Source organism: Erwinia sp. B116, from assembly GCF_002865965.1.
Lineage (GTDB): Bacteria > Pseudomonadota > Gammaproteobacteria > Enterobacterales > Enterobacteriaceae > Erwinia.
This window is the reverse complement of the sequence record NZ_JRZZ01000015.1, coordinates 17,983-42,663: the sequence shown is the minus strand read 5'-3', so window position 1 is coordinate 42,663 and position 24,681 is coordinate 17,983. Positions and strand designations below refer to the sequence as shown.

General features: G+C 59.7%; 20 protein-coding genes. 13 read left to right on the top strand and 7 right to left on the bottom strand.

Features of this window, described 5'->3' with window-relative positions; genetic code table 11:
* The first annotated feature begins 1 nt into the window (after window position 1).
* The 4 genes from NV64_RS12320 (at window position 2) to NV64_RS12305 (ending at window position 4,645) form a co-directional block, all read left to right on the top strand.
* On the top strand, window positions 2-1,549 hold the full coding sequence (locus NV64_RS12320) for an efflux transporter outer membrane subunit (RefSeq protein ID WP_101506024.1): 1,548 nt from the start codon (window positions 2-4) through the stop codon (window positions 1,547-1,549).
* 510 nt (window positions 1,550-2,059) lie between these two features.
* Window positions 2,060-2,665 carry a TetR/AcrR family transcriptional regulator gene (locus NV64_RS12315; RefSeq protein ID WP_101506023.1) on the top strand — a complete coding sequence of 202 codons (606 nt, stop codon included), beginning with the start codon at window positions 2,060-2,062 and terminating at the stop codon, window positions 2,663-2,665.
* A gap of 110 nt (window positions 2,666-2,775) precedes the next feature.
* Window positions 2,776-3,456, top strand: a complete 681-nt coding sequence (locus NV64_RS12310) for a type 1 glutamine amidotransferase domain-containing protein (RefSeq protein ID WP_101506022.1) — start codon at window positions 2,776-2,778, stop codon at window positions 3,454-3,456.
* A 223-nt stretch (window positions 3,457-3,679) separates the two neighbouring features.
* Window positions 3,680-4,645, top strand: a complete 966-nt coding sequence (locus tag NV64_RS12305) for a zinc-binding alcohol dehydrogenase family protein (RefSeq protein WP_056236982.1) — start codon at window positions 3,680-3,682, stop codon at window positions 4,643-4,645.
* A gap of 134 nt (window positions 4,646-4,779) precedes the next feature.
* Here NV64_RS12305 and NV64_RS12300 read toward each other — a convergent pair whose 3' ends face one another.
* Both NV64_RS12300 and NV64_RS12295 read right to left on the bottom strand, forming a co-directional pair.
* A complete protein-coding gene (locus NV64_RS12300; RefSeq protein WP_056236980.1) occupies window positions 4,780-5,250 on the bottom strand; it encodes a GNAT family N-acetyltransferase in 471 nt (156 codons plus the stop codon).
* A gap of 84 nt (window positions 5,251-5,334) precedes the next feature.
* Entirely contained in the window at window positions 5,335-6,273 is a 939-nt protein-coding gene (locus tag NV64_RS12295) for a LysR family transcriptional regulator (protein WP_056236979.1), read from the bottom strand.
* Between the two features lie 103 nt (window positions 6,274-6,376).
* Here NV64_RS12295 and NV64_RS12290 point away from each other — a divergent pair, with 103 nt between their 5' ends.
* Together NV64_RS12290 and NV64_RS12285 are read left to right on the top strand one after the other, a co-directional pair.
* Entirely contained in the window at window positions 6,377-7,585 is a 1,209-nt protein-coding gene (locus NV64_RS12290) for an MFS transporter (RefSeq protein ID WP_101506021.1), read from the top strand.
* Between the two features lie 253 nt (window positions 7,586-7,838).
* On the top strand, window positions 7,839-9,431 hold the full coding sequence (locus tag NV64_RS12285; protein WP_056236975.1) for an ABC-F family ATPase: 1,593 nt from the start codon (window positions 7,839-7,841) through the stop codon (window positions 9,429-9,431).
* On the opposite strand, the gene NV64_RS12280 is transcribed toward NV64_RS12285, so the two are convergent.
* The 3 genes from NV64_RS12280 to moeA form a co-directional block, all read right to left on the bottom strand.
* The gene (locus NV64_RS12280; RefSeq protein ID WP_056236974.1) at window positions 9,428-11,014 is read right to left on the bottom strand and encodes a sensor domain-containing diguanylate cyclase; all 1,587 of its coding nucleotides are present in this window, start codon (window positions 11,012-11,014) and stop codon (window positions 9,428-9,430) included. The genes NV64_RS12285 and NV64_RS12280 overlap by 4 nt on opposite strands.
* Before the next feature lie 105 nt (window positions 11,015-11,119).
* Complete coding sequence (gene moeB, locus NV64_RS12275; protein ID WP_056236972.1) at window positions 11,120-11,878, bottom strand: molybdopterin-synthase adenylyltransferase MoeB; 759 nt, start codon at window positions 11,876-11,878, stop codon at window positions 11,120-11,122.
* Complete coding sequence (gene moeA, locus NV64_RS12270; RefSeq protein ID WP_056237188.1) at window positions 11,879-13,111, bottom strand: molybdopterin molybdotransferase MoeA; 1,233 nt, start codon at window positions 13,109-13,111, stop codon at window positions 11,879-11,881.
* 283 nt (window positions 13,112-13,394) lie between these two features.
* Between moeA and NV64_RS12265 the strand changes: the two genes are divergently transcribed.
* From NV64_RS12265 to NV64_RS12240, 6 genes are all read left to right on the top strand, one after another.
* Window positions 13,395-14,351 (top strand): isoaspartyl peptidase/L-asparaginase, encoded by a 957-nt coding sequence (locus NV64_RS12265; protein ID WP_101506020.1) that lies wholly within the window; start codon window positions 13,395-13,397, stop codon window positions 14,349-14,351.
* A complete protein-coding gene (gene gsiA / locus NV64_RS12260; protein WP_101506019.1) occupies window positions 14,348-16,198 on the top strand; it encodes a glutathione ABC transporter ATP-binding protein GsiA in 1,851 nt (616 codons plus the stop codon). Before NV64_RS12265 ends, gsiA begins: the two co-directional genes overlap by 4 nt.
* 33 nt (window positions 16,199-16,231) lie before the next feature.
* Window positions 16,232-17,767: a glutathione ABC transporter substrate-binding protein GsiB gene (gsiB, locus tag NV64_RS12255; RefSeq protein ID WP_199177658.1), complete on the top strand. Its 1,536-nt coding sequence runs from the start codon at window positions 16,232-16,234 to the stop codon at window positions 17,765-17,767.
* A gap of 51 nt (window positions 17,768-17,818) precedes the next feature.
* Window positions 17,819-18,739, top strand: coding sequence for a glutathione ABC transporter permease GsiC (gene gsiC, locus NV64_RS12250; protein WP_056236967.1), 921 nt, complete (start codon window positions 17,819-17,821; stop codon window positions 18,737-18,739).
* 9 nt (window positions 18,740-18,748) lie between these two features.
* A complete protein-coding gene (gene gsiD, locus NV64_RS12245) occupies window positions 18,749-19,654 on the top strand; it encodes a glutathione ABC transporter permease GsiD (protein ID WP_056237184.1) in 906 nt (301 codons plus the stop codon).
* A 102-nt stretch (window positions 19,655-19,756) separates the two neighbouring features.
* Window positions 19,757-20,866: a PQQ-dependent sugar dehydrogenase gene (locus tag NV64_RS12240; RefSeq protein WP_056236965.1), complete on the top strand. Its 1,110-nt coding sequence runs from the start codon at window positions 19,757-19,759 to the stop codon at window positions 20,864-20,866.
* A gap of 12 nt (window positions 20,867-20,878) precedes the next feature.
* Here the strand turns inward: NV64_RS12240 and NV64_RS12235 are convergent, their stop codons facing one another.
* A complete protein-coding gene (locus NV64_RS12235; protein ID WP_101506018.1) occupies window positions 20,879-21,532 on the bottom strand; it encodes an HAD family phosphatase in 654 nt (217 codons plus the stop codon).
* A 276-nt stretch (window positions 21,533-21,808) separates the two neighbouring features.
* On the opposite strand from NV64_RS12235, the gene NV64_RS12230 reads away from it, so the two are divergent.
* Window positions 21,809-23,011, top strand: a complete 1,203-nt coding sequence (locus NV64_RS12230; RefSeq protein ID WP_056236962.1) for a serine hydrolase — start codon at window positions 21,809-21,811, stop codon at window positions 23,009-23,011.
* Between the two features lie 128 nt (window positions 23,012-23,139).
* On the opposite strand, the gene NV64_RS12225 is transcribed toward NV64_RS12230, so the two are convergent.
* Window positions 23,140-24,423 (bottom strand): HAAAP family serine/threonine permease, encoded by a 1,284-nt coding sequence (locus NV64_RS12225; protein WP_056236960.1) that lies wholly within the window; start codon window positions 24,421-24,423, stop codon window positions 23,140-23,142.
* Window positions 24,424-24,681: the final 258 nt, after the last annotated feature.

Genomic DNA, 24,681 nt, shown 5'->3' with positions numbered 1-24,681 from the left:
TATGCTGGCATTACCTCAATTTTCCCGCGCGCGCGGCGCGCTGTTGATTTCTGCGGCGTTGCTGCTGAGCGCCTGTGCCGTCGGGCCGGATTTTAAAGCCCCGAAGCCGGCCACGCCAGGCAGTTTTAACAGCCTGCAGTCGGACAGCGCCTCAACGCCGCTGGCCGCGAAGATTAACGCCCGCTGGTGGCAGTCGTTTAACGATGCGCAGCTCAACGGCCTGGTCGAGCGGGCGATGCGCGATAATCTGTCGCTGCAGCAGACGGTGCTGCGCATCGCCGGCGCGCGGCAGCAGCTGAACCAGGCGCGCGGTGCCTGGGCACCTTCCGTTAACGGCAACGCGCGGTTTACCCGCCAGCAGCTGGGGATTAAAGGCGAGCTGGAGTCGGAGGGCGTGTACGATCGGGTGCAGCAGGCCGGTGGCGATACCGATCTGACCCCGGTGCTCGACAGCCTGTCGCAGCCGGTCGGGCTGTATCAGGGCAGCCTGGATGCGTCGTGGGAGCTGGATCTGTGGGGCAAGGTGCGTCGCCAGGTGGAGATGGCCGGGGCGCAGCAGCAGCAGCAGGTTGAGAGCCGCAACGACGCGCTGGTGTCGCTGCAGGCCGAGGTGGTGCGCGCCTATCTGCAGCTGCGCGGCGCGCAGTCGATTAGCCAGACGTTGCAGACGCAGATTGACGTGGCGCAGCAGACGCTGGAGCTGACGCAGAGCCAGCAGCAGAACGGCCTGGCGCCGCAGACCAGCGTGGAGAGCGCCCGCGCGCAGCTGAACGGGTTGCGTGCCCAGCTGCCGCCGTATCAGGCGCAGATCCATCAGGCGATGAACGGTCTGGCGGTGCTGACCGGCCGGGTGCCGGGGGCGCTGGACGGCGAGCTGACGGCGGTGAAGCCGCTGCCATTGCTGCCGAAGGTGGTGCCTGTGGGGGTGCCGTCGGAGCTGGCGCGTCGTCGTCCTGACGTGCGTGAGGCGGAGGCGCAGCTGCACGCCGCCACCGCCAATATCGGCGTGTCGATTGCCCAGCTGTTCCCGAGTTTTTCGCTGACCGGGCAGTTTGGTATGCGTAACAGCGACGCCGGTTATCTGGATAACTGGAGCAGCCATTTTTACAGTTACGGGCCGTCGGTGAGTATTCCGATTTTCCAGGGCGGGCGGCTGGTGTCGAGCGTGAAGCTGGCGCGGGCGCAGCAGGCCAGCGCGGCGCTGGGTTACCGGCAGGCGGTGTTGACCGCGCTGCAGGACGTGGAGAATGCGCTGGTGAGCTATCGTAGCGATCAGCAGCAGGTGGACGGTCTGGATGAGACGGTGGCGGCGCAGCAGACGGCCTTTACGTTGGCCAGCGATAGTTACCGGCAGGGGATTTCCAGTTTTGTTGAGGCGCTGGATGCGCAGCGGCAGCTGGCGCAGGCGCAGCAGCAGGCGGAGCGGGCGCGGGTGCAGAGCAGTCTGGATTTGGTGGCGTTGTATAAGGCGCTGGGGGGCGGCTGGGAAGTGTATCAGCAGGTTAAGCTGCCGGAGTATACGGTGTTTGGGGAGGCGGAGACGCCTTAACCTTTCTGGGAGGTTGCTGCTAAGGTCAACGTCAACGTCAACGGCCTGTCGTCTGGCAGATCGAGACTGTCGGCATTCCAAAAGCAACGTCAACGTCAACGGCCTGGGGTCTGCGGGATCGAGACTGTCGGGCCTGTCAGCGGGCGACCCTCCGCGGGTTACCCCGCTCCGGGCTCATCCCGCTGCCCTCCCTGTTAATTGGCACTTGTTTGGCCTGGCTGGGGCAACGTCCACTGCTTCGGTACGGTCAACGTCAAATGCTACGGCAGGGCAGGGCTTGGTGTCTGGTTGATGGAGACTCACAGCCGTCATGCGGGCGACCCTGCGCGAGTTACCCCGCTGCGTGCTCATCCCGCTGCCCTCCCTGTAATTTAGCTTCTTTTTGGCCTGCCTGGAGCTGCGGCCGCAGTTTTGGGCCTTGCTACAGGGTTGAACCGCAAATTTTTGACAAGGTCAGTAAAATGCATTTATTTTATAGACGACCGGTCGAATTGTTGTTATCTTAAGCTTATGAAAACTGCAACGTATCAACATAACCAGCAAGTCCGCGAACATATACTGGCCGTTGGCCAGCGGATTATGGCGGGTAAAGGCTTTTCAGCCGTTGGCCTGAAAGAGATCCTTGACGAGTCAGAGGTGCCTAAAGGCTCCTTTTACTATTATTTTGCGTCGAAAGAAGATTTCGGTGTGGCAATGCTGAGCCACTATTTCGCCGCCTATCTGCTGGAACTTGATGAAATGCTGGCGGATAGCAGTATGAACCATGCTCAACGGTTGATGAACTACTGGTTGCAGTGGCGTAAAACGCAGTCCTGTGAAGATTGCCAGGGCAAATGCCTGGCGGTAAAACTGGGCGCTGAAGTATCCGATCTGTCAGACAAAATGCGTGCCGCCCTGATGAACGGTACGGCAGGGATCATTTCCCGGCTGGCGGATGCGCTGGAAGCTGGCGCTGCGGAAGGCTCTTTGCAGTTTGAAGGTGAGGCAGAAAAGGTGGCCGAAGCGCTTTATCAGCTGTGGGTCGGGGCCAGCATTATGGTGAAGATTGTCCGTACGGCCTCGCCGTTTGATGCAGCGCTGAGCCTGACCCGACAGACTTTACGTATCTCCCTCTAGGAGGGGGTATTTTTTTATCCATTTTATAGACGACCGGTCAGCTTTAAGTGGTGTATTAATCATCACCCGGTCTGCTAATCATCACCACCGCGATAAACAGGAGTGAGACAATGAAAGTTCTGATGGTACTGACCTCGCATGACAAACTGGGTGACACCGGCCTTAAAACCGGCTTCTGGCTGGAAGAGCTGGCGGCACCGTACTACGCCTTTAAAGATGCGGGCGCGGAAATTACGCTGGCTTCACCGCAGGGCGGCAAGCCACCACTCGATCCTAAAAGCAATGAAACTGACTTCCAGACCGATTTTACCCACCGTTTTGAAGCCGATGCGGATGCCAATGCCCAGCTGGCAACCACCGTTAAACTGGACAGCCTGTCTCAGGCTGATTTCGATGCCGTATTCTATCCAGGGGGGCACGGCCCATTGTGGGATCTGGCAGAAGATAAACACTCTGTCGCGCTGATCGAAGCGTTCTTTGCCGCTGGCAAGCATGTCGCCTTTGTCTGTCACGCGCCTGGCGTGTTGCGTCATGTGAAAACACCGGACGGCAAGCCGTTGGTGGCAGGGCGTCAGGTTACGGGCTTCACCAACACCGAGGAAGAGGCCGTAGGTCTGACTCAGGTGGTGCCATTCCTGGTCGAAGATGAGCTGATAGCGAAGGGCGGTCTGTATTCAAAAGCCGCGGACTGGTCATCCTATGTTGTCACTGACGGCCTGCTGATCACCGGACAAAACCCGGGTTCATCAGAAGCCACCGCCGCACAGCTGATTAAAGCGCTGGCGAAGTAAATGCAATAGACGGCTGAGCGTTATTTTTCGCTCAGCCAGTCTGCAGCAGTAATGAAGGATTGGTATGCAACCTGAAGCACGGTTACAGCTGGCGCGCTGGGCCCTTTGCCACTGAACGCGCTGAACGCCGAAATCTGTACGGTGGCGCGGAACAGGGCTTCACTGATTATCCGCTTTATCACTCTTCATTTAAGTCATTCACTCATATTCAAGGACACTCAAGATGAAAGCAGTAACCTATGCACGGCCTGGCGGCCCGGAAGTTTTGCAACTAGTGGATATCGCTGAGCCGGCCATCAAACCGCATGAACTGCTGGTAGCGGTAGAAGCCATCAGTGTTGAGGGTGGCGATATCATTTCGCGCAACAGCCAGTCTTTGCAGCCTGATGAATGCCTCGGCTATGCGGCTGCGGGCACCGTTCTGGCAACCGGTAGCGAGGTACAGGACTTTGTCGTGGGGCAGAAAGTGGCCACGTTTAACTGGCGTGGCGCTTACGCCGAGCGGCGTGCGGTTGCGGCGTATAATTGTTTTCCCATCCCGGAAGGCCTGGATCCGCGCGTAGCGGCAGCGATCCCGGTTGGCCCCGGCACTGCCGCATGGGCATACCATCTGGGGAAACTGCAGCCCGGCCAGACTGTCTTGATCCTGGGCGCAGCGGGTGGCGTGGGTGTAGCAGCAGTCCAGCTGGCAGCACGGATGGGCGCACGCGTTATCGGTACCGGAACGCGTGCTGAATCACTTGAGGCGCTGCGCCAGTTTGGCCTGAATGATGCGATCGTTGTCGGCGAGAAGCTGGCGGGTGAGCAGGTTCGTGAACTGCTTGGCGGTAACCACGTCGACCTGCTGATCGATACCATCGGTGGCGATGCGTTATCTGATGGCGTTAAAGTCCTGCGCGATGGCGGTACGGCGGTTATCATCGGTATTCTGGCCGGTCGTAATCATATGATCGATACCGAATATCTGCTGCTGCACCGCATCACGCTGATTGGCTGCCTGTTAGGCGTCGAGTGGGGCGAAAAACAGATTGCGCGCGACCTGGTGAATGAGCTGCTGCATATGGCAGCTAAAGGTGAGTTGATTGTGCCGATTGACAGTACGTTCCCGCTGGAACAGGCTGTGGAAGCACATCAGCGTGCAGAAACACGCGGACGTATGGGTAGGGTCTTCATCACGTTAGCGCCGTAAAAGAATCAGGTCTAATCCGTTACCGGATCTGCAAAGCATCTTTGGCAACTAAGGGTTCCAGTAACAGGCCCTCTGTTGCGAGAATGGGTGTCTGTATGTTTAATTATCCTTAATAATTAATAGGTTGCTGACCATTATAGCCTGCAAATCATATCCATACAGCGCAGATCCGTTTCGGTAAGACCTGATGGATAGAGGCTTTCTCTGACGAGAGTAAAACCGTGTTTTTCATAAAAAGACTGTGCATTCGGCGTTGAGGATAAAGTTAACTCCTCAAACCCCTGTCTCCTCGCTTCGTCTTTGATAGCCTCGATAATCAGGCTACCAAAGCCCTTCCCCAGGTGCTCTGGCAGAGTGAAAACAGCCTCAACGCTTCCCGCAGAAATGTCCAGGAAACCCGTGGCTACCGGTCTGTTACCCGGACAATCAACGACAAAAAAAGGATTTGCCGCGATAACTCTCCTGAAACTCTCGGGCATTGCTGCTGGCGTCCACGCTTCAATAACCGCAGCGTCGTAGCTGCATTTGCATCCATAGCGAATAGCCTGGTTCCTGATGTTCCAGCATTCTTCTGCCTCAGCAGATGTTGCGAGTCTGGCCTTCATAGCTTCCCCTTATCTTTTCTGTACCAGCAAGTTACCCGAATTTACCATAGCATTTGTTGCCCGCCATTGAGCCAGTCGGGTGCTTTATGGCGATGCAATGCCGCACTCTGTTGCTAAGGAGGGATTGCTCAGTTTCTGCTGCATGAAATCAATCAGCGCTCTTGTTTTGGCGGGCAGGTAACGCCGGTTTGAATAAACGGCGAACAACTGCAATGGGGCTGCCGATTGTTCAAACCCGACCTCGATTAACCGTCCATCGCTAATCCAGGGTTGGCAGCCTTGTTTCGATAGTATGGCGAAGCCGACACCTGCCAGCGCAGCGCGTCCTGCCATCTCTCCGCTGTTAACCCGGTAATGCCCTTTAACCTTAATGGTCTCGAACCCTCCCTTTGCATTGACGAACTGCCAGGCAGCCCCTTTCAGTGCGCTTACCGTGGTTATACAGGGTAATTCTTCAAATTGGCGGATATGAGACGGGGTGCCATAACGCTGAATGACGGAGGGGGCTGCAACAATAGTGCAGGGGATAGTCAGCAGATGACGGGCTATATAGTCACTGTCATCCATCTGACCACGGGTAATAATGACCGCTAAATCCAGATCGTCTCGCAGGGAGTCGAAACCAGACAAATTGGTGATGCAGCTGATCTCCAGGTCCGGGTGCTGACAGGCAAACTCAGCAATAACAGAACCCAGTAACGCAGGACCTGATTCATTGGGAATACAGAGTCGTAATGGGCCCTTAAGTTGCATCTGCCGCAGCGTCAATTCTGCCTCAGTTTGCTCGAGTGCCTCCAGCAAGGGCTTCGATCGGGTATAGAGCAGGTGCCCCGACTGGGTGAGTTTCATATGCCGGGTGCTGCGCTCAATAAGCTGAAGATTCAGTTTTTCTTCCAGCTGAGCAATACAACGGCTGACATTTGATGTGGGCATTTCAAGGACTTTCGCAGCACCGACAAAACTATCCCTTTCAACCACAGCAATGAACACTTTCAGCGTATTAAAATCAAGAGCCGGACGCATTAATTATCCCATTTATGGTAATGGTGTGTGCCATTTTTACCCTATTATAACCATCATTGCCAGCGGTTAAACTCAGGTATCTTTCATCCACAGGTCGCTTGCTATGGCACTGGTCACACAAACGTTTAATCATAAAGCCCTTGCGCGGATAGCCATGGTAATGGCTTTTATTCAGTTCACCAATGCGCTGGAGTACATGGCGTCCACGCCCGTATTTGCTTTTATGGCAGACGGGTTTTCGGTTCCCGTAACATTTTCTGGCTATGTCTCTGGTATGTACACGCTGGGTGCTGTCCTTTCCGGAATTGCTGCTTTTTACTGGATCCACCGGTTTAATAAAAAACGGTTCCTGATCAAGAATATGCTGCTGCTGGGAGTGCTGACATTTTTGTCCACACTCACGGCTGATTTTGACACGCTGCTGGTGCTGCGATTTTGCGCAGGATTGGTGGGTGGCACAACAATGGGTGTGGGTATAAGCATTCTGATCAATGCGGCCCCGGAAAACTTACGTGGAAAAATGCTGGCAACGGTGATTGCATCATTTTCTATGGTCAGTATCGTCGGTATGCCGGCTGTCTTATTTCTTTGCACGCACTATGGCTGGCACACTGCGCTGTGGTTGATCGGCTTACTTTGTCTGGTGTCTGTACCCTTGATAATATCTATCCTTCCGGGAGATGCCGTACCATCAGACCTGAAGGCCAGCCTGTCTGTTAATACCCGAACCTTGCTTTTCGCCTCCTGCACTGCACTGGTACAGTTTAGTCCGATGCTGATTATTCCCATCCTGACGCCACTAATGATGCAGTTTCTGGGGGCACAACAGCACCTGTTGCCATTATTGTTCTTAAGTGGCGGGGTTGCTGGTTATCTGGCGACAAAAATAACAGGGATCCTGACGTCACGTTTGTCTGCTCTGATGCTGGCAACCCTTTCAACGCTGCTCTTTGTAGCCAGTTTGCTGATTCCTGCGCTGGGCTATCATCATGCATTTCTGTTTATAACCCTGTTTCTTGCGGCCTCATACAGCCGGCTTGTTTCCGCTTCGTCTGTCGCTGTGCGGTATCCTGAGGATGAACAACGCGCCAGTTTTTCTTCACTACAGTCAGCAATGATGTACCTGATAACCACTTTCGCATTCTTTCTGTGTTCCTTATTACTACCTGAGCAGGGCATAACAACGCAAAATCTAAACAGAGTGCTGGTTGTCAGTGCGTTGGCCGCATCCGGATTTCCCATATTAGTCATCATACTTCAAAAGAAACTGGCTAAACGCGCTGTGCCGCCTGACCACCCGATCGTTGATTAACGTAATGCCCGCTGTTGGCACAGGGTTGCGCTAGCAACCCTGAGAATATCAAACCGCAAACCTCAGTCGATGCAGATGGCCGAGGCGCGTCAGGTACTGATGATCTTTGTCGGCATCTGGCTGCCAGGGCGCATTGGCCGACAACTTCTTCCCGGGGCGACGGCCTTCTGCTCACTGCGCTGTATTCATACCGTCCTTTTTGGCATAATGCGCGCTGACTCACATCCCCATACGCTAACGAAAGGCTATCTCTGTGCTAGTTTCCAGCAACGTCACCATGCAGTTTGGCAGTAAGCCGCTGTTCGAAAACATCTCTGTTAAATTTGGCGGCGGCAACCGCTATGGTCTGATCGGTGCTAACGGCAGCGGCAAGTCCACCTTTATGAAAATCCTCGGCGGCGATCTGGTGCCGACCGCCGGCAACGTCTCCCTCGATCCGAACGAGCGTCTGGGTAAACTGCGTCAGGATCAGTTCGCCTTTGAGCAGTACTCTGTGCTGGATACGGTGATCATGGGCCACGGCGAGCTGTGGGCGGTGAAGGAAGAGCGCGATGCCATTTACGCGCTGCCGGAAATGAGTGAAGAAGACGGCTATAAAGTGGCCGATCTGGAAGTTAAGTACGGCGAAATGGACGGTTATACCGCCGAGGCGCGCGCCGGTGAACTGCTGCTGGGCGTGGGTATTCCGCTGGAGCAGCACTACGGCCCGATGAGCGAAGTGGCACCCGGCTGGAAACTGCGCGTGCTGCTGGCACAGGCGCTGTTCTCTAACCCGGAAATTCTGCTGCTCGACGAACCGACGAACAACCTGGACATCGATACCATTCGCTGGCTGGAGCAGGTGCTGAACGAACGTAACAGCACCATGATCATCATCTCGCACGACCGCCACTTCCTGAATATGGTCTGCACGCATATGGCCGATCTCGACTACGGCGAGCTGCGCGTTTATCCGGGCAACTATGACGAGTATATGACTGCGGCGACCCAGGCCCGCGAGCGTCTGCTGTCGGATAACGCCAAGAAGAAGGCACAGATTAACGAACTGCAGTCGTTCGTCAGCCGCTTCAGCGCCAACGCCTCGAAATCCCGTCAGGCCACCTCACGCGCCAAGCAGATCGATAAGATCAAGCTCGACGAAGTGAAGGCGTCCAGCCGCCAGAACCCGTTCATCCGCTTCGAGCAGGACAAAAAGCTGTTCCGTACCGCGCTGACGCTGGAAGAGGTGACCAAAGGTTTCGACAACGGTCCGCTGTTTAAAAAACTGAGCATGCTGCTGGAAGTGGGCGAAAAGCTGGCGATCCTCGGCCCGAACGGTATCGGTAAAACCACGCTGCTGAAAACGCTGATCGGCGAGCATCAGCCCGATCACGGCACGGTTAAATGGTCCGAGAACGCGCAGATTGGCTATTACGGCCAGGATCACGCCCATGACTTCGCCGACGACCTCAACGTCTTCGACTGGATGAGCCAGTGGATGCAGGAGGGCGACGATGAGCAGGCGGTGCGCAGCATTCTGGGTCGCCTGCTGTTCAGCCAGGACGATATCAGGAAGCCGGCTAAGGTGCTGTCCGGTGGTGAGAAGGGCCGTATGCTGTTCGGCAAGCTGATGATGCAGAAGCCGAACGTGCTGATTATGGATGAGCCGACTAACCACCTCGATATGGAGTCGATCGAAGCGCTGAACATGGCGCTGGAGATGTACGAAGGCACGCTGATCTTCGTCTCCCATGACCGCGAATTCGTCAGCTCGCTGGCCACCCGCGTGATTGAGATGACCCCGGGCAAGCTGAACGACTTCACCGGTAACTACGAAGACTACCTGCGCAGCCAGGGTATCGTTTAATCCTCCGGCGATGGGCCTGCGTTGTCAGGCTCATCGCCGTAAATTACCAGCCGGTTTTTCCCCGCCCGTTTTGCGGCATACAGCGCGTTATCCGCCTCTGCGACCAGTCGTGGCCCGCTGAGCGCATCATTACCCCCTGTCATCACCTGTAGCCCGACGCTGATGGTCACCACCTGCTGGACCGCAGTGGCATCCCCGTGCGGAATTTGCAGTGCGGCAATCGCCGCAATCGCCCGGCGGGCAAAGGCCGCTGCGGCCGGCAGCGAACAGCCGGGCATAATCACCGCAAACTCTTCGCCGCCGTAGCGGGCGATCAGATCGTCGCTGCGGTGCGGCAGGGCGCTTAGCGCGCTGGCGATCTGCGTCAGACAGGCGTCGCCGGCCGGGTGGCCGTAGCGGTCGTTAAAGGCTTTAAACGCGTCGACGTCAATCATCATCAGCGCCAGCGGGGTATGCAGCTTCTGCGATCGCTCGATGCTGCGTTGCAACCACAGGTCGAAGTGACGGCGGTTGGCCAGCCCGGTCAGGCTGTCGATCAGCGCCAGCGACTGCAACGTATGGTTGCTGGCGGTCAGCTTATCGCGTACCCGGGTCAGCTCCTGCTGGTTGGCGAGGTCAAGGCTGATATGGCGCAATAGCAGCAGGCCGAGCCACATCAGCAGCAGCAGCAGAATGGTACAGAGCGCAATATAGACGCTGATGGTCGGAAACCACGCCTGCATCAGTGGCTGCTTTGCGTAACCGGCGGCGACCACCAGCGGGTAGCGCGGCAGGCTGGCGTAGCCAAACACGCGTTCCACCCCGTCGAGCGCCGACTTATAGATCGCGGTGCCGCTGGGGGCGTCCTTTAGCAGCCGGGTAAACAGCGGACTGCTGGCAATATTCTGGTTAACGGCGCTGTCCAGGAACGGCCGCAGGTAAAGGATGGTGCCGTCGTTCTGCATCAGCGCCAGCACGTCCTGACGGCCGAGGTTGTAGTAGTCATACACGGTGCGGAAGAAATCCAGGCTGACCGAGGCCATCACCACGCCGCGGAAGCTGCCGTCGTCATTGTTCAGCCGCATCGATACCGGGATCACCAGCCGCCCGGAGGAGCGGCTGCGGATCACCGTGCCGATATGCACGCCCGGATCGTCATGGGTGGCGTGATAGCGAAAGTAGTTGCGGTCGCCGTTATTGGCGCGCTGGGGGATGTTGCCGTCGGAGGTCACCACCCAGTTACCGGCGGCGTCATAAATAAAGATGCCGCTCAGCTGCGGCAGCGCGGCTTTGCGCTCGGTGAGAATCGACTGCAGATAGCCGTTGCGTTCGTGGCGCAGGCCGATCAGCTTGATGCGATCGCGCAGATCCTGCAGCGTCAGATCAACCTGGAGAAAGGCATCTTCCGCCTGGCGCGACAGCGACTGGGCGAGGTTGTGGGCGTTGTCCTTCGCGGTATCGAGAGCGCTGTTCCAGGAGTTCCAGATAATCCAGCCGTTCACCGCGGTTACGGCACCGGAGATCACCAGCAGAAAAACGATCATCATCTGACGTAATGACAGTTTTCCGCCGTAGGCTGGGGTGCTGCGAAGGTGATCGGTCATCCAGCTGCGCCTCCTCGGCCGGGGTGATGGTTTAACTATAGCCTGGCTGTGCCGAACCCTTTGTTTTTCCTGCCAGGTATCCTGTAAATCGTCGCGGCCATCACGCTATCGTGGGGCCGAACACACGTCGCAGCCGGGGTCTTTCGCCACCTTCAGCGTGCGGAACTGCAGGGTCATGGCGTCGTACAGCAGCAGCTGGCCGGCGACCGTGCTGCCGTAATCGCTGAGCACGCGGATCGCTTCCATCGCCTGCAGCGAGCCGATCACCCCGACCAGCGGGGCCATTACCCCGGCTTCGACGCAGCTCAGGGTGGCATCACCAAACAGGCGGCTCAGGCAGCGGTAGCAGGGCTCGTCGTCACCCCAGCGAAACACGCTGATTTGCCCCTCCATACGGATCGCCGCGCCGGAGACCAGCGGCGTTTTGCTGGCAAAGCAGACGCGGTTAAGTCGTTCGCGGGTGGCGACGTTGTCGCAGCAGTCGACCACCAGATGATGATCGTTAACCAGCGCGGCCAGTTCCGTTTCGCTCAGCCGCGCGTCCAGCGCGCGATAACCGACCTGCGAATTGATCGCCTGCAGCCGCTGGCGGGCGGACTCGACCTTTGCCATCCCCAACTGCGCCTCGCCGTGCAGCACCTGGCGCTGCAGGTTGGAGAGCGACACCCGGTCAAAATCCAGCAGGGTCAGATGACCGACCCCGGCGGCGGCCAGGTACTGGCTGGCGGCTGAACCCAGCCCGCCCAGCCCGACCACCAGCACCCTGGCGGCCTTCAGCCGTTCCTGGCCGTCAAAGTCAAACCCGCGCAGTACGATCTGGCGGTTGTAGCGCAGCATCTCTTCGTCATTCAGTTCCGCGTGCATTCAGCTCTCCAGCAGGGCGTTGAACGGTTCCACCTCAACCCACTCGCCCGCCTCCACGTTGCCGCGTTCGCGCTCCAGCACGATAAAACAGTTGGCATGCTGGTAAGAGCTGAACACGTGCGAGCCCTGATGGCCGCTGCTGGCCACCTGCAGCGAGCCGTCCTCCGCCCGCGACAGGACGCCGCGCTGGAAGTCGAGGCGGCCGGGGGATTTTTTCAGCGGGCCGGAGGCGCGCACCCGCTGGCGCGGCGGCAGCGCCGCCCCCTGCTGCCCGGCCAGTTTCGCCAGCAGCGGCTGCACCAGCTGGTAGAAGGTCAGCACGGCGGAGACCGGATTGCCCGGCAGGCCGCAGAACCAGCTGTTGGCCAGACGCCCGAAGGCGAAGGGTTTGCCGGGTTTGATCGCCAGCTTCCAGAAGGCGACCTCTCCCAGCTCCTCGAGCATCTGCCGGGTATAGTCGGCGACGCCCACCGAGACGCCGCCGCTGCTGATCACCACGTCGGCGACGGTATCGGCCTCGATAAAGGCAGCGCGCAGCGCGGCGGGGTCGTCGCGAATAATCCCGAGGTCGATGACCTCGCAGCCGAGCTTGTTCAGCATCAGATGTACCGCAAAGCGGTTGGTATCGTAGATCTGTCCGGGTGCCAGCGGCTGGCCCGGCGACTGCAATTCGTCGCCGGTGGAGAGGATCGCCACCCGCAGCGGCCTGACCACCGCGACGTCGGCAACGCCCAGCGAGGCCAGCAGCGGCAGCTCGGCCGGGCCGAGGCGTTGTCCGGCCTGCAGTACCACGTTGCCCTGACGGATATCTTCCCCCGCGCGGCGAATGTTCTGCCCGGCGCTCACCGCCGCGGTGAGGATCATCCTCTCTTCCTGCTGCTGCGTCTGCTCCTGCATCACTACCACCTCACAGCCCGGTGGGATTGGTGCGCCGGTCATAATGCGCAGGCAGCTGCCCGTCGGCCACTCGCCCTGCCAGGGGGCACCGGCCAGCACGGTGCCGGCCACCGGCAGCGGCGCGCCCGTCAGGTCGGCCATGCGCAGCGCGTAACCGTCCATCGCCGAGTTATCAAACGGCGGTACGTCGATTGGAGAGGTGACAGGACGGGCTGCGATGCGTCCGGCGGCGGCGGGCAGCGGCAGGGTTTCAGCGTCCTGCAGCGGCGTGATGCGTGCCAGCAGGGTATCGAGGGCCTGTTCGAACGAGATCAGGCCGGCGGTAAAGGGTTCCATAATATCTCCACGGGCGTGCGCGGCGGGCACGGCATGCATAAGTTGCCGTTATTATGGCGCTAATCCGGCTGCCGGTCACCTGTTGTCCCGGTCCGCAGCACGGCGGGGCGGGCGGGAAAAGTGAGACATATATCTATGTTAGAACCATAAGTTATTATCAGGGAACCACGTTTCTTCTTTACATCCCCTGGCGGTCTACCTATATTCAAAAATGGATTTTTTCAAGTCAAAAAAAGCTAACTCAGTGTTTTGACAGCTGATTTGCTGAACGGGACAGGGACTTATGGTCAAAGCTACGATTGCCATTCACGGCGGAGCGGGCGCGATTGCCCGCGCCAGCCTCGATGCTGAAACAGAGCTACGCTACCGCCGTGCGTTGCGCGACGTTATCGCCAGCGGCCAGCTGCTGCTGGCCGACGGTGCCAGCGCGCTGGAGGTGGTGACCGAGGCGGTGCGTCAGCTGGAAGAGTGCCCGTTGTTCAACGCCGGGCGCGGCTCGGTGTTTACCGCCGCGGCAACTCACGAGCTGGACGCCTGCGTAATGGAGGGCCACACGCTGCAGGCCGGCGCGGTGGCGTCGGTCTCGCGGGTGCGCAACCCGGTGCTGGCGGCGCGCGCGGTGCTGCAGCACAGCCCGCACGTGCTGTTCTGCGGCGCGGGCGCGGAATCGTTTGCGGCCAGTCATGGCCTGGCGCTGGTTGAACCGGGCTTCTTCTCCACCCCTGAACGGCGGGCGCAGCTGACGCGGGCGCAGGCCAGCGGCCAGACCCTGCTCGATCACGATGCCGCAGCAGGTGACCCGCTCGACCCGGATCGTAAATTTGGCACCGTCGGGGCGGTGGCGCTGGATGCCGCAGGCCACCTGGCGGCGGCGACCTCGACCGGCGGCATGACCAACAAACAGCCCGGCCGGATCGGCGACTCGCCGCTGCCGGGGGCCGGCTGCTACGCCAGCGACGGCGTGGCCGTTTCCTGCACCGGCACCGGCGAAGTGTTTATCCGCACGCTGGCCGCTTACGATCTCGATGCGCAGATGCGTTACGGCGGATTGTCGCTGCGCCAGGCCGCAGCCCGTCTGATAGATGAAAAAATTGTGCAACTCGGCGGCAGCGGCGGACTGATCGCCATCGATCGCGAGGGGAACGTGGTGCTGCCGTTTAACAGCGAAGGTATGTATCGCGGTTACGGCGTGGTCGGTGACGCCCCTCGCGTGGCGATCTACGCTGAGGACGCGCAATGAGCGACGTTCAGCCCCCGCGCATCCCGGTGCTGGAGGTCAACAACCTCAGCGTCAGCTTTCAGCACCAGCAGCAGCGCATCCAGGCGGTTAACGACCTGTCGCTGAGCGTCTGCCAGGGCGAAACGCTGGCCATCGTCGGCGAGTCCGGCTCCGGCAAGTCGGTCACCTCGCTGGCGCTGATGCGGCTGATCGAACAGGGCGGCGGACGCATCGACAGCGGTGAAATCTGGCTGTCGCGCCCCGGCCAGCCGCGCGTCGATCTGGCCCGCCTGCCGCAGCAGCAGATGCGCAGCCTGCGCGGTGCCGATATCGCAATGATCTTCCAGGAGCCGATGACCTCGCTGAACCCGGTGTTCCCGGTCGGCGAACAGATCGCCGAATCGATCCGCCTGCACCAGGGCAAAAGCCATCAGCAGGCGCTGCACGAGGCGCGGCGGATGCTCGATCTGGTGCGCATTCCCGACGCAAACAACGTGCTGACCCGCTATCCGCACCAGCTCTCCGGCGGCATGCGTCAGCGGGTGATGATCGCCATGGCGCTCTCCTGCCGCCCGGCGCTGCTGATCGCTGACGAACCGACCACCGCGCTGGACGTCACCATTCAGGCGCAGATCCTGCAGCTGATCCGCGTGCTGCAGAAAGAGATGCAGATGGCGGTGATCTTTATCACCCACGATATGGGGGTGGTGGCGGAGATGGCCGATCGCGTGCAGGTGATGCTGCGCGGCGACGTGGTTGAAACCGGCAGCGTGGAGGCGATCTTCTCCCGCCCGCAGCAGCCCTATACCCGGGCGCTGCTGGCGGCGGTGCCGACGCTGGGTGAAATGGCCGGACGACCGCTGCCGGCGAAGTTCCCGCTGGTCGAAAACGGCCAGCGCGGCGACGAGACGCCGCAGGATACGGTGGTGCCTGGCGTGCCGCCGGTGCTGCAGGTGGCTAACCTGACCACCCGCTTTGACCTGCGCAGCGGGCTGCTTAATCGCGTGACCCGCCGCGTACACGCGGTGGAGAAGGTCAGCTTCGATCTCTGGCCCGGTGAGACGCTGGCGCTGGTCGGCGAGTCCGGCAGCGGCAAGTCGACCACCGGCCGCGCGCTGCTGCGGCTGGTCGAGAGCCAGCACGGCACCATCACCTTTAACGGCCAGCGCGTTGACCAGCTTAAAGGTGCGGCGCTGTCGCACCTGCGGCGCGATATCCAGTTTATCTTCCAGGATCCTTACGCATCGCTCGACCCGCGGCAGACGGTCGGTTTTTCGATTATGGAGCCGCTGCTGATCCACGGCATCGCCCGCGGCCGTGAGGCGCAGCAGCGGGTGGCGGCCCTGCTGGAGCGGGTCGGGCTGCTGCCGGAGCACGCGCAGCGCTACCCGCACGAGTTTTCCGGCGGTCAGCGGCAGCGGATCTGTATCGCCCGCGCGCTGGCGCTGAAGCCGAAGGTGGTGATCGCCGATGAGTCGGTCTCGGCGCTGGACGTCTCGATCCGCGCGCAGATCATCAACCTGCTGCTCGACCTGCAGCGCGAAGACGGCATCGCTTACCTGTTTATCTCGCATGATATGGCGGTGGTGGAACGCATCAGCCACCGGGTGGCGGTGATGTACCTCGGCCAGATCGTCGAGATGGGGCCGCGCCAGGCGGTGTTCGAGAATCCGCAGCACCCCTACACCCGTAAACTGATGGCCGCCGTGCCGGTCGCCTGTCCCGGCCAGCGGCGGCGCGAGCGGGCGCTGCTGGTGGATGAGATCCCCAGCCCGCTGCGCGCGCCGGGGGATGAGCCGCTGGTGGCACCGCTGGTTGAGGTCAGCGCCGGCCACTTTGTTGCCCGGCACACCATCAGCCGCGCATAAAATTTGAGCATAACGATACTAAAGGACTGAGATATGATGAATCACTCGCGTAAATGGCTGTTAACCGCCGGTCTGCTCGGCAGCATGGCTGCCGTACCGGCCTGGGCGGCGAAAGATATTACCGTGGCGGTCGGCTCGAATTTCACCACGCTGGACCCGTACGATGCCAACGACACCCTGTCGCAGGCGGTGGCTAAATCCTTCTATCAGGGGCTGTTTGGCTTCGACAAAGAGATGAAGCTGCAGAACGTGCTGGCCGAGAGCTATCAGGTCAGCGACGACGGGCTGAACTACACCATTAAGCTGCGTCAGGGGGTGAAATTCCAGGACGGCACCGATTTCAACGCGGCGGCGGTCAAGGCCAACCTCGATCGCGCAAGCGCGCCGGACAACCACCTGAAGCGCGGCAACCTGTTCCGCCCGGTGGCCGGCACCAGCGTGGTCGATGAGCATACGGTAAAAATTACCCTGAAGGCACCGTTCTCGGCGTTTATCAACACCCTTGCCAGCCCGGTGGCGGCGATGATTTCGCCGGATGCGCTGAAAAAGTACGGCAAGGATATCGGCTTCCACCCGGTGGGCACCGGCCCCTATGAGTTCGTCACCTGGAATCAGACCGATTTTGTGAAGGTGAAGAAATTCGCCGGCTACTGGAAGCCGGGCTATCCGAAGCTGGACAGCATTACCTGGCGTCCGGTGGTGGACAACAACACCCGCTCGGCGATGCTGCAGACCGGTGAGGCCAACTTTGCTTTCCCGATCCCGTTTGAGCAGGCGAAGCTGCTGGAAAAAAACAGCAAGGTTGATCTGGTGACCTCACCGTCAATCATGCAGCGCTATATCAGCTTTAACGTCACCCAGAAGCCGTTTGACAACCCGAAGGTGCGTGAGGCGATTAACTACGCGATTAACCGTGAGGCGCTGGTGAAGGTGGCCTTTGCCGGTTACGCCACGCCGGCCACCGGCATTGTGCCGCCGTCGATTCAGTATGCGCAAAGCTATCCGGCCCTTGAGTACAACCCAGCGAAAGCGCGCGAGCTGCTGAAGGAAGCGGGCTACCCGAACGGCTTTACCACCGCGCTGTGGTCGTCACACAACCACAGCACCGCGCAGAAGGTGCTGCAGTTTACCCAGCAGCAGCTGGCGCAGGTGGGCATTAAGGTCGAACTGACGGCGATGGACGCAGGTCAGCGCGCCGCACAGGTGGAAGAGAAGGGGCAGAAAGAGAGCGGAGTCCGTATGTTCTACACCGGCTGGTCCGCCTCGACCGGTGAAGCCAACTGGGCGCTGACGCCGCTGTTTGCCACCCAGTCCTGGCCGCCAGCCATCTTTAACACCGCCTTCTACAGCAATCCGCAGGTGGATAAAGACCTGACCGACGCGCTGAACACCACCGACGGCGCGAAAAAAGCCGCGCTGTATAAGGATGCGCAGGACCGCATCTGGAACGATCGCCCGTGGGCACCGCTGGTGGTGGAGAAACTGGTCTCGGCGAACAGCAAAAACCTCAGCGGTTTTTACATGATGCCGGACACCTCGTTCAGCTTTGATGATGCCGATCTGAAATAACAGAGCTTAACGCGCCCCCGCAGGGGGGCGCAGGGGGGCGCAGGGAAAAGCATGCTTAACTATTTTCTAAAACGCTTACTGGGCCTGATCCCCACGCTGCTGATCGTGGCGGTGGTGGTGTTTCTGTTTGTCCACCTGCTGCCCGGCGATCCGGCGCGGCTGATCGCCGGGCGGGAAGCTGATGCGACGGTGGTGGCAATGGTGCGTCAGCAGCTGGGGCTGGATCTGCCGCTGCCGCAGCAGTTCTGGCGCTATATTACCCACGCGCTGCAGGGCGATTTTGGCCAGTCGATGGTCTCTAAGCGGCCGGTTTCCGAAGAGATCGCGTTGCGCTTTCTGCCGACGCTGTGGCTGACGCTGTGCAGCATGGGCTGGTCGGTGGTATTTGGAATGGCTATCGGCATCAGCTCGGCGGTGTGGCGCAACCGCTGGCCCGACCGGCTGGGGATGGCGCTGGCCGTGTCCGGTATCTCCTTTCCGGCGTTTGCGCTGGGGATCCTGCTGATGCAGGTGTTCTCCGTTGAACTGGGCTGGTTACCGACCGTCGGTGCCGACAGCTGGCTGCACTATATCCTGCCTTCGATGACCCTCGGTGCCGCGGTGGCGGCGGTAATGGCGCGCTTTACCCGCGCCTCGTTTGTCGACGTGCTGCAGGAGGACTATATCCGTACCGCCCGCGCCAAAGGGGTGCGCGAGTCGCTGGTGGTTCTCAAACACGGCCTGCGCAACGCGATGATCCCGGTGGTGACCATGATGGGCCTGCAGTTTGGTTTCCTGCTCGGCGGCTCGATCGTGGTCGAGGTGGTGTTTAACTGGCCGGGGCTCGGACGGCTGCTGGTCGACTCGGTGGAAATGCGTGATTACCCGGTGATACAGGCGGAAGTGCTGCTGTTTTCACTGGAGTTTATTCTGATTAACCTGGCGGTTGATATGCTGTACGCGGCGATCAACCCGACGATTCGTTATAAATAAGGGCAGATGATGATCAACTGGCGGCGCGACGCTGCGCTCTCCACGATGCCGGTTCTGGAACGGGATCGGATTCGTACGCCCTGGCGTGAATTCTGGCGGCGCTTTCGCCGTCAGCCTGTAGCGCTGGCCGCGGCCGGCTTTGTGCTGCTGCTGCTGCTGGTGGCGCTGTTCGCCCCGCAGCTGGCCCCCTTTGATGCCGAAAACTACTTTGACTACGATCGGCTGAACGAGGGGCCCTCGGCGCTGCACTGGTTTGGCGTGGACGCGCTGGGGCGCGATATTTTCAGCCGGGTGCTGGTTGGTACCCGGCTGTCGCTGATCGCCGGCTTCTTCTCAGTGGCCGTCGGTGCCGCCATCGGCACGCTGCTGGGGCTGCTGGCGGGCTACTATGAGGGCTGGTGGGACCGCATCGTGATGCGCATCTGTGACGTGCTGTTTGCCTTTCCCGGCATTTTGCTGGCGATTGCCGTGGTGGCCATCATGGGCAACGGTATGGGCAACGTGGTGGTGGCGGTGGCGATCTTCAGCATCCCGGCCTTTGCCCGCCTGGTGCGCGGTAACACCCTGGTGCTGAAGCATCAGACCTTTATCGAGTCGGCGCGCAGCATCGGTGCCGGTGACGGCACCATCATTTTTCGCCATATCCTGCCCGGCACGCTCTCGTCGATCGTGGTCTACTTCACCATGCGCATCGGCACCTCGATCATTTCGGCGGCCAGCCTCTCTTTTCTCGGGCTGGGCGCGCAGCCGCCGACCCCGGAGTGGGGAGCGATGCTTAACGCGGCGCAGGCCGATATGGTGATGGCCCCCCACGTGGCGGTGTTCCCCAGCCTGGCCATCTTCCTCACCGTACTGGCGTTTAACCTGCTCGGCGATGGCCTGCGCGACGCGCTGGATCCGAAGCTGAAAAGCTGAGCCATAAGCTGAACAGCCGAACTTAAGCTTTTGTAAAAAACGCCGCGTTCTGCCGGTCATTCGCTAAATTTAGCAAGCCCCCCTTTTTTCTGGAGAATTTTTATGCGGCTTGCTGCCATTCTGTTCAGTGCCTCTGCCGTGCTGCTTAGCGTCAGCGGCGCGCGGGCCGATAACGTCAAGGTTGAAGAGCTGCTGGACGGGCTCGATCACCCGTGGTCGCTGGCATTTCTGCCTGACAATCAGGGGATGCTGATCACCGAACGTTCCGGTCAGCTGCGCTGGTGGCAGCCGGGCCACGCCCTCTCTGCGCCGATTAGCGGGGTGCCGCAGGTGTGGGCGCAGCGCCAGGGCGGGCTGCTCGACGTGGTACCGGCGCCTGACTTTGCCAGCAGCCGCCGCGTCTGGCTCAGCTACACGCTGAAGGGCGAGCAGGGCGCAGGGGCGGCGGTGGGCTACGGTACGCTGAGTGAAGATCATCGCCAGCTGCGCGACTTCCGCGAGGTGCTGCGCCAGCCGGGCCTCTCCTCCGGCGCGAATCTCGGTTCAAGGCTGGCCTTTGACCGTAACGGCGACCTGTTTATCACCTTCGGCGATAACTTCCACGCGGAGAAAGCGCAGGATCTCAACGCGCTGCAGGGGAAAATTGTGCGTCTGAAGGCCGATGGTTCGGTGCCTGAGGACAATCCGCTGGTCGGGCGTAAGGACGCCCGACCAGAGATCTGGAGCTGGGGAATGCGCAACCCGCAGGGTATTGCGCTTAATCCGTGGACGCATGAAATCTGGGAGAGCGAACACGGGCCGCGCGGCGGCGATGAGCTGAATATCCCGCGTAAGGGCCATAACTACGGCTGGCCGCTGGCGACCTGGGGCATTGACTACGGCGGCGACAAGGTACCGGGCTCGCAGGGGGGAGAGGTGAAGGGCACCGAGCAGCCGATCAAGTACTGGCCGGTCTCCCCGGCGCTCAGCGGCATGGCGTTCTATAACAGCGCGCGCTTCCCGCAGTGGAAAAACTCGCTGTTTATCGGCGCGCTGAAGGAGAAAAACCTGATCCGCCTGACGCTGAACGGCGACCGGGTGGTGGATGAGCAGCGGCTGCTGGGCGACCGCGGCGAGCGCATCCGCGACGTGCGCAGCGGCCCCGACGGCTGGTTGTACGTGCTGACCGATGAGGCTAACGGCAGGCTGCTGAAGGTGGGACTGGCGCCCTGATTGCGGGCTCTTTTATCTCACCCAGCGATGCACTTCCCAGCCGTGCTGTTCTGCCAGCGCGTGCAGCGGTGGCGCGGGGTTAATCACCCACGCGTGGTCGGCGTGCGCCAGCATCGGCGCGTCGTTTATCGAGTCGCTGTAGGCCCAGGTTTTATCGAATAGGTGAGGCTGTTCCGCCTGCCACTCCGCCAGACGGGTCAGTTTACCCTGCTGGTAGGTGATGGTGCCGAAAATGCCGCCGCTGTAGCGTTCATCGACGATCGACACGCCGACCGCCAGCGCCACGTCGGCACCCAGCGCCGCGGCGATCGGGTTGACCAGCTGTTCACCGCTGGCGGAGATCACCAGGATCAGGTCACCGCGCTGGCGGTGCCACTCAAGCCGCTCGCGGGCCTGAGGATAGACGCGGGGCAGGATATCGCGCTGAATAAACCGGCCGATCCAGCCGTCCACGGTGCGGGTTGCCAGCCCGGCCAGCGGGGCTAACGTGGTACGCATATAGTCTTCCATCGACAGGCACCCCTGATAGTAGTGCTCCATCAGCACCCGCTCTTCATCCAGCAGGCCGGGCGGGGCGAAGCCTTCGGAGACCAGCCAGCGCAGCCACAGGCTGGTGGTGTCATCGCTGATCAGGGTTTCGTCGAGGTCGAACAGGGCTAAATCCATTTTTTTACTCCGGTAGGGGACTGGCGGCAGCCTAACGGATTTTTGTGACAGTCATAACCTTTTTGCCAGGAAAAATCCTTCAGCGCGCCCTTACCGGCGTTATCCGTGCAAAAAAACGGCGACTCAGGCGGCAGACCAGGCGATCCTCTTATAAACTTTAGAAAACTTTACGGTTCTGCGGTTCAATTTAACGTCGTAACGCCTTAGTGTAGGACGGTTAATCGTCAGATTACGCTTCACCACTAAATGTCTTTCAAATGGATACCCGGTCCCGCCATGAAGAAAACGCGCCTGCTAACCAGCCTCACCGTGCTGGCCACCACCTCAACGCTACTGTTAACCCTCTCCACCGCTTACGCTGAGCAGGCACCTGCCGCGCCGCAGGTCGACGCCAAAGCCTGGGTGCTGATCGACTATCACAGCGGTAAGGTGTTAACCGAATCGAACGCCGATCAGCGTCTTGACCCGGCAAGTCTGACCAAAATGATGACCAGCTACGTCATCGGCCAGGCGCTGAAAAGCGGCAAAATTAACAACGACGATCTGGTCACCATCGGCAAAGATGCCTGGGCCACCGGTAACCCGGCGCTGAAAGGGTCGTCGCTGATGTTCCTCAAGCCCGGCGACCGTATTCCGGTTTCAGAGCTGAACAAAGGCATCGTCATCCAGTCGGGTAACGATGCCAGTATTGCGCTGGCGGACTACGTCGCCGGTAGCCAGGACTCGTTTGTCAGCCTGATGAACAACTACGTCAAGGCCTGGGGCCTGCAGAATACCCAGTTTAAAACCGTGCACGGGCTGGATTCAGAAGGTCAGTACAGCACCGCGCGCGATATGGCGCTGATCGGCCAGGCGCTGATCCGCGACGTGCCGGACGAGTACGCGCTGAATAAAGAGAAAGAGTTCACCTTTAACAAAATCCGCCAGTACAACCGCAACCGCCTGCTGTGGAGCACCAATCTGCAGGTTGACGGCATTAAAACCGGCCACACCTCCGGTGCCGGCAATAACCTGGTAGCCTCGGCGGTGGACGGCGATATGCGTCTGATCTCGGTGGTGCTGGGCACCGCCACGGACGCCATTCGCTTCCGTGAAAGCGAAAAGCTGCTCACCTGGGGCTTCCGCTTCTATGAGACCGTGACGCCGATTAAGGCCGATAAACCCTTTACCACCCAGCGCGTCTGGTTTGGTGACCGCAGCGAAGTCAGCCTCGGAGTGGCTAACGATGCGGCGGTAACGTTGCCGAAAGGTCAGCTGAAAAATCTGAAGGCCAGTTTTACGCTTAAAGATCCGCAGCTGACCGCGCCGCTGGCGAAAAATCAGGTGGTGGGCACCATTGATTTCCAGCTGGACGGAAAATCGGTGGAGCAGCGGCCGCTGGTGGTGATGGAAGAGGTGAAAGAGGGCGGCTTCTTCAGCCGCATCTGGGACTTCGTGATGATGAAACTGCACGGCTGGTTTGGCAGCTGGTTCGCGTAATCCAGACAACCCGTTGTTTGCTTAATCAATAAAAAAACCCGGCGTTTTTGCACTGCACCTGAATCAGTTGGCTAACCAACTTCTGGGGTGCAGGACAATTGCCGGGTTTCTTTATGAGCGAGTCAGGATCAGAACAGGGTGTAGGCCACTGCAGAGATGGCCACCAGGCCAACCAGCACCACAAACACGTTGCTCAGCTTGCCGCTGTACTGGCGCATCGCCGGTACTTTGTTAATGGCATACATCGGCATCAGGAACAGCAGCACGGCGATAATCGGGCCGCCCAGGCTCTCGATCAGGCCGAGGATGCTCGGGTCCAGCGTGGCGACGATCCAGGTGGTCACCAGCATAAACAGCGCGGTAAAGCGGTTCAGCTTGCTCTCGGTAATGCTCTTGCCGCGGCTGCGCAGCATCTTGTTCACCGTACCGTTAAAGCCTTCACGCGCGCCAAGGTAGTGGCCGAGGAAGGATTTGGTAATTGCCACCATGGCGATGATCGGTGCCAGCCAGGCCATCAGCGGCGTATCGAAGTGGTTAGCCAGGTAAGACAGAATTGAAATATTCTGCGCCTTGGCTTCCGCCAGGTTTTCCGGCGTCAGGCTCAGCACGCAGCTGAACACGAAGAACATCACCGTCAGCACCATCATGATATGGCTGCGCGCCAGGATGCGTGAGCATTTCTTCTCTGCCTGGTCGCCGTACTCTTCACGTTTTGCCACCGCAAAAGCGGAGATGATCGGCGAGTGGTTGAAGGAGAACACCATCACCGGGATCGCCAGCCACATTGTCATCATCAGCCCTTTACCGCTGCCGCTCAGGCTGACGTTGTCGAAAATCGCGCTGTTCCAGTGCGGGATCAGGTACAGCGCCAGCGCCATCAGCACCAGCACAAACGGATAGACCAGCACGCTCATGGTCTTCACGATCATCTCTTTACCGAAGCGCACGATGGTCATCAGGCCGACGATCAGCACCAGCGCCAGCAGCGCCCGTGGTGGGGCCTGCATATGCAGCTGGTGGGTCATAAAGCTTTCAACGGTGTTGGTGATCGCCACGCTGTACACCAGCAGAATCGGGTAAATGGCGAAGAAGTAGAGCAGGGTGATCAGCTTACCGGCACCGACGCCAAAATGCTCTTCCACCACCTCGGTGATGTCTTCACCTGGTTTACGGCCGGAGAGCACAAAGCGGCACAGCCCGCGGTGGGCGAAGAAGGTCATCGGAAACGCCAGCAGCGCCATGATCACCAGCGGGATCAGACCACCGATGCCGGCGTTGATCGGCAGGAACAGCACCCCGGCACCGATAGCGGTTCCGTACAGGCCCAGCATCCACATGGTATCGCTCTTGTTCCAGCCGCTGGCATCCTGAGTTGCCTCCGGGCTGAGCACCGCCGTTTGTGAAGATTCCATCGATTTCTCCCGTGTTGAAAAGGTAAATTGCTGTGCCAGACCGCTGGCTGACGTTTTGCTGCCCTTCAGACAGGCGGCGCGTCCGCAATCAATCTGGCTTTAAATACGCCATCAGCGCGCTATCAGAATGGGCAATGACAATGCCGTTTTTATTAATCGCGCTAATTTAATGGCGCACACTCTACCATCAGAAAAAATAGAAGAAAGTGCTGCTTTGATAACTCCTGGTGATCCTAATCACACTTTCATCACCTTTTT

Excerpts from the sequence above, each read along its gene's own strand:
- NV64_RS12320 (WP_101506024.1), top strand. The coding sequence starts at position 2 with ATGCTGGCATTACCTCAATTTTCCCGCGCGCGCGGCGCGCTGTTGATT.
- NV64_RS12315 (WP_101506023.1), top strand. The coding sequence starts at position 2,060 with ATGAAAACTGCAACGTATCAACATAACCAGCAAGTCCGCGAACATATA.
- NV64_RS12310 (WP_101506022.1), top strand. The coding sequence starts at position 2,776 with ATGAAAGTTCTGATGGTACTGACCTCGCATGACAAACTGGGTGACACC.
- NV64_RS12305 (WP_056236982.1), top strand. The coding sequence starts at position 3,680 with ATGAAAGCAGTAACCTATGCACGGCCTGGCGGCCCGGAAGTTTTGCAA.
- NV64_RS12300 (WP_056236980.1), bottom strand. The coding sequence starts at position 5,250 with ATGAAGGCCAGACTCGCAACATCTGCTGAGGCAGAAGAATGCTGGAAC.
- NV64_RS12295 (WP_056236979.1), bottom strand. The coding sequence starts at position 6,273 with ATGCGTCCGGCTCTTGATTTTAATACGCTGAAAGTGTTCATTGCTGTG.
- NV64_RS12290 (WP_101506021.1), top strand. The coding sequence starts at position 6,377 with ATGGCACTGGTCACACAAACGTTTAATCATAAAGCCCTTGCGCGGATA.
- NV64_RS12280 (WP_056236974.1), bottom strand. The coding sequence starts at position 11,014 with ATGACCGATCACCTTCGCAGCACCCCAGCCTACGGCGGAAAACTGTCA.
- moeB (WP_056236972.1), bottom strand. The coding sequence starts at position 11,878 with ATGCACGCGGAACTGAATGACGAAGAGATGCTGCGCTACAACCGCCAG.
- moeA (WP_056237188.1), bottom strand. The coding sequence starts at position 13,111 with ATGGAACCCTTTACCGCCGGCCTGATCTCGTTCGAACAGGCCCTCGAT.
- NV64_RS12265 (WP_101506020.1), top strand. The coding sequence starts at position 13,395 with ATGGTCAAAGCTACGATTGCCATTCACGGCGGAGCGGGCGCGATTGCC.
- gsiA (WP_101506019.1), top strand. The coding sequence starts at position 14,348 with ATGAGCGACGTTCAGCCCCCGCGCATCCCGGTGCTGGAGGTCAACAAC.
- gsiB (WP_199177658.1), top strand. The coding sequence starts at position 16,232 with ATGATGAATCACTCGCGTAAATGGCTGTTAACCGCCGGTCTGCTCGGC.
- gsiC (WP_056236967.1), top strand. The coding sequence starts at position 17,819 with ATGCTTAACTATTTTCTAAAACGCTTACTGGGCCTGATCCCCACGCTG.
- gsiD (WP_056237184.1), top strand. The coding sequence starts at position 18,749 with ATGATCAACTGGCGGCGCGACGCTGCGCTCTCCACGATGCCGGTTCTG.
- NV64_RS12240 (WP_056236965.1), top strand. The coding sequence starts at position 19,757 with ATGCGGCTTGCTGCCATTCTGTTCAGTGCCTCTGCCGTGCTGCTTAGC.
- NV64_RS12235 (WP_101506018.1), bottom strand. The coding sequence starts at position 21,532 with ATGGATTTAGCCCTGTTCGACCTCGACGAAACCCTGATCAGCGATGAC.
- NV64_RS12230 (WP_056236962.1), top strand. The coding sequence starts at position 21,809 with ATGAAGAAAACGCGCCTGCTAACCAGCCTCACCGTGCTGGCCACCACC.
- NV64_RS12225 (WP_056236960.1), bottom strand. The coding sequence starts at position 24,423 with ATGGAATCTTCACAAACGGCGGTGCTCAGCCCGGAGGCAACTCAGGAT.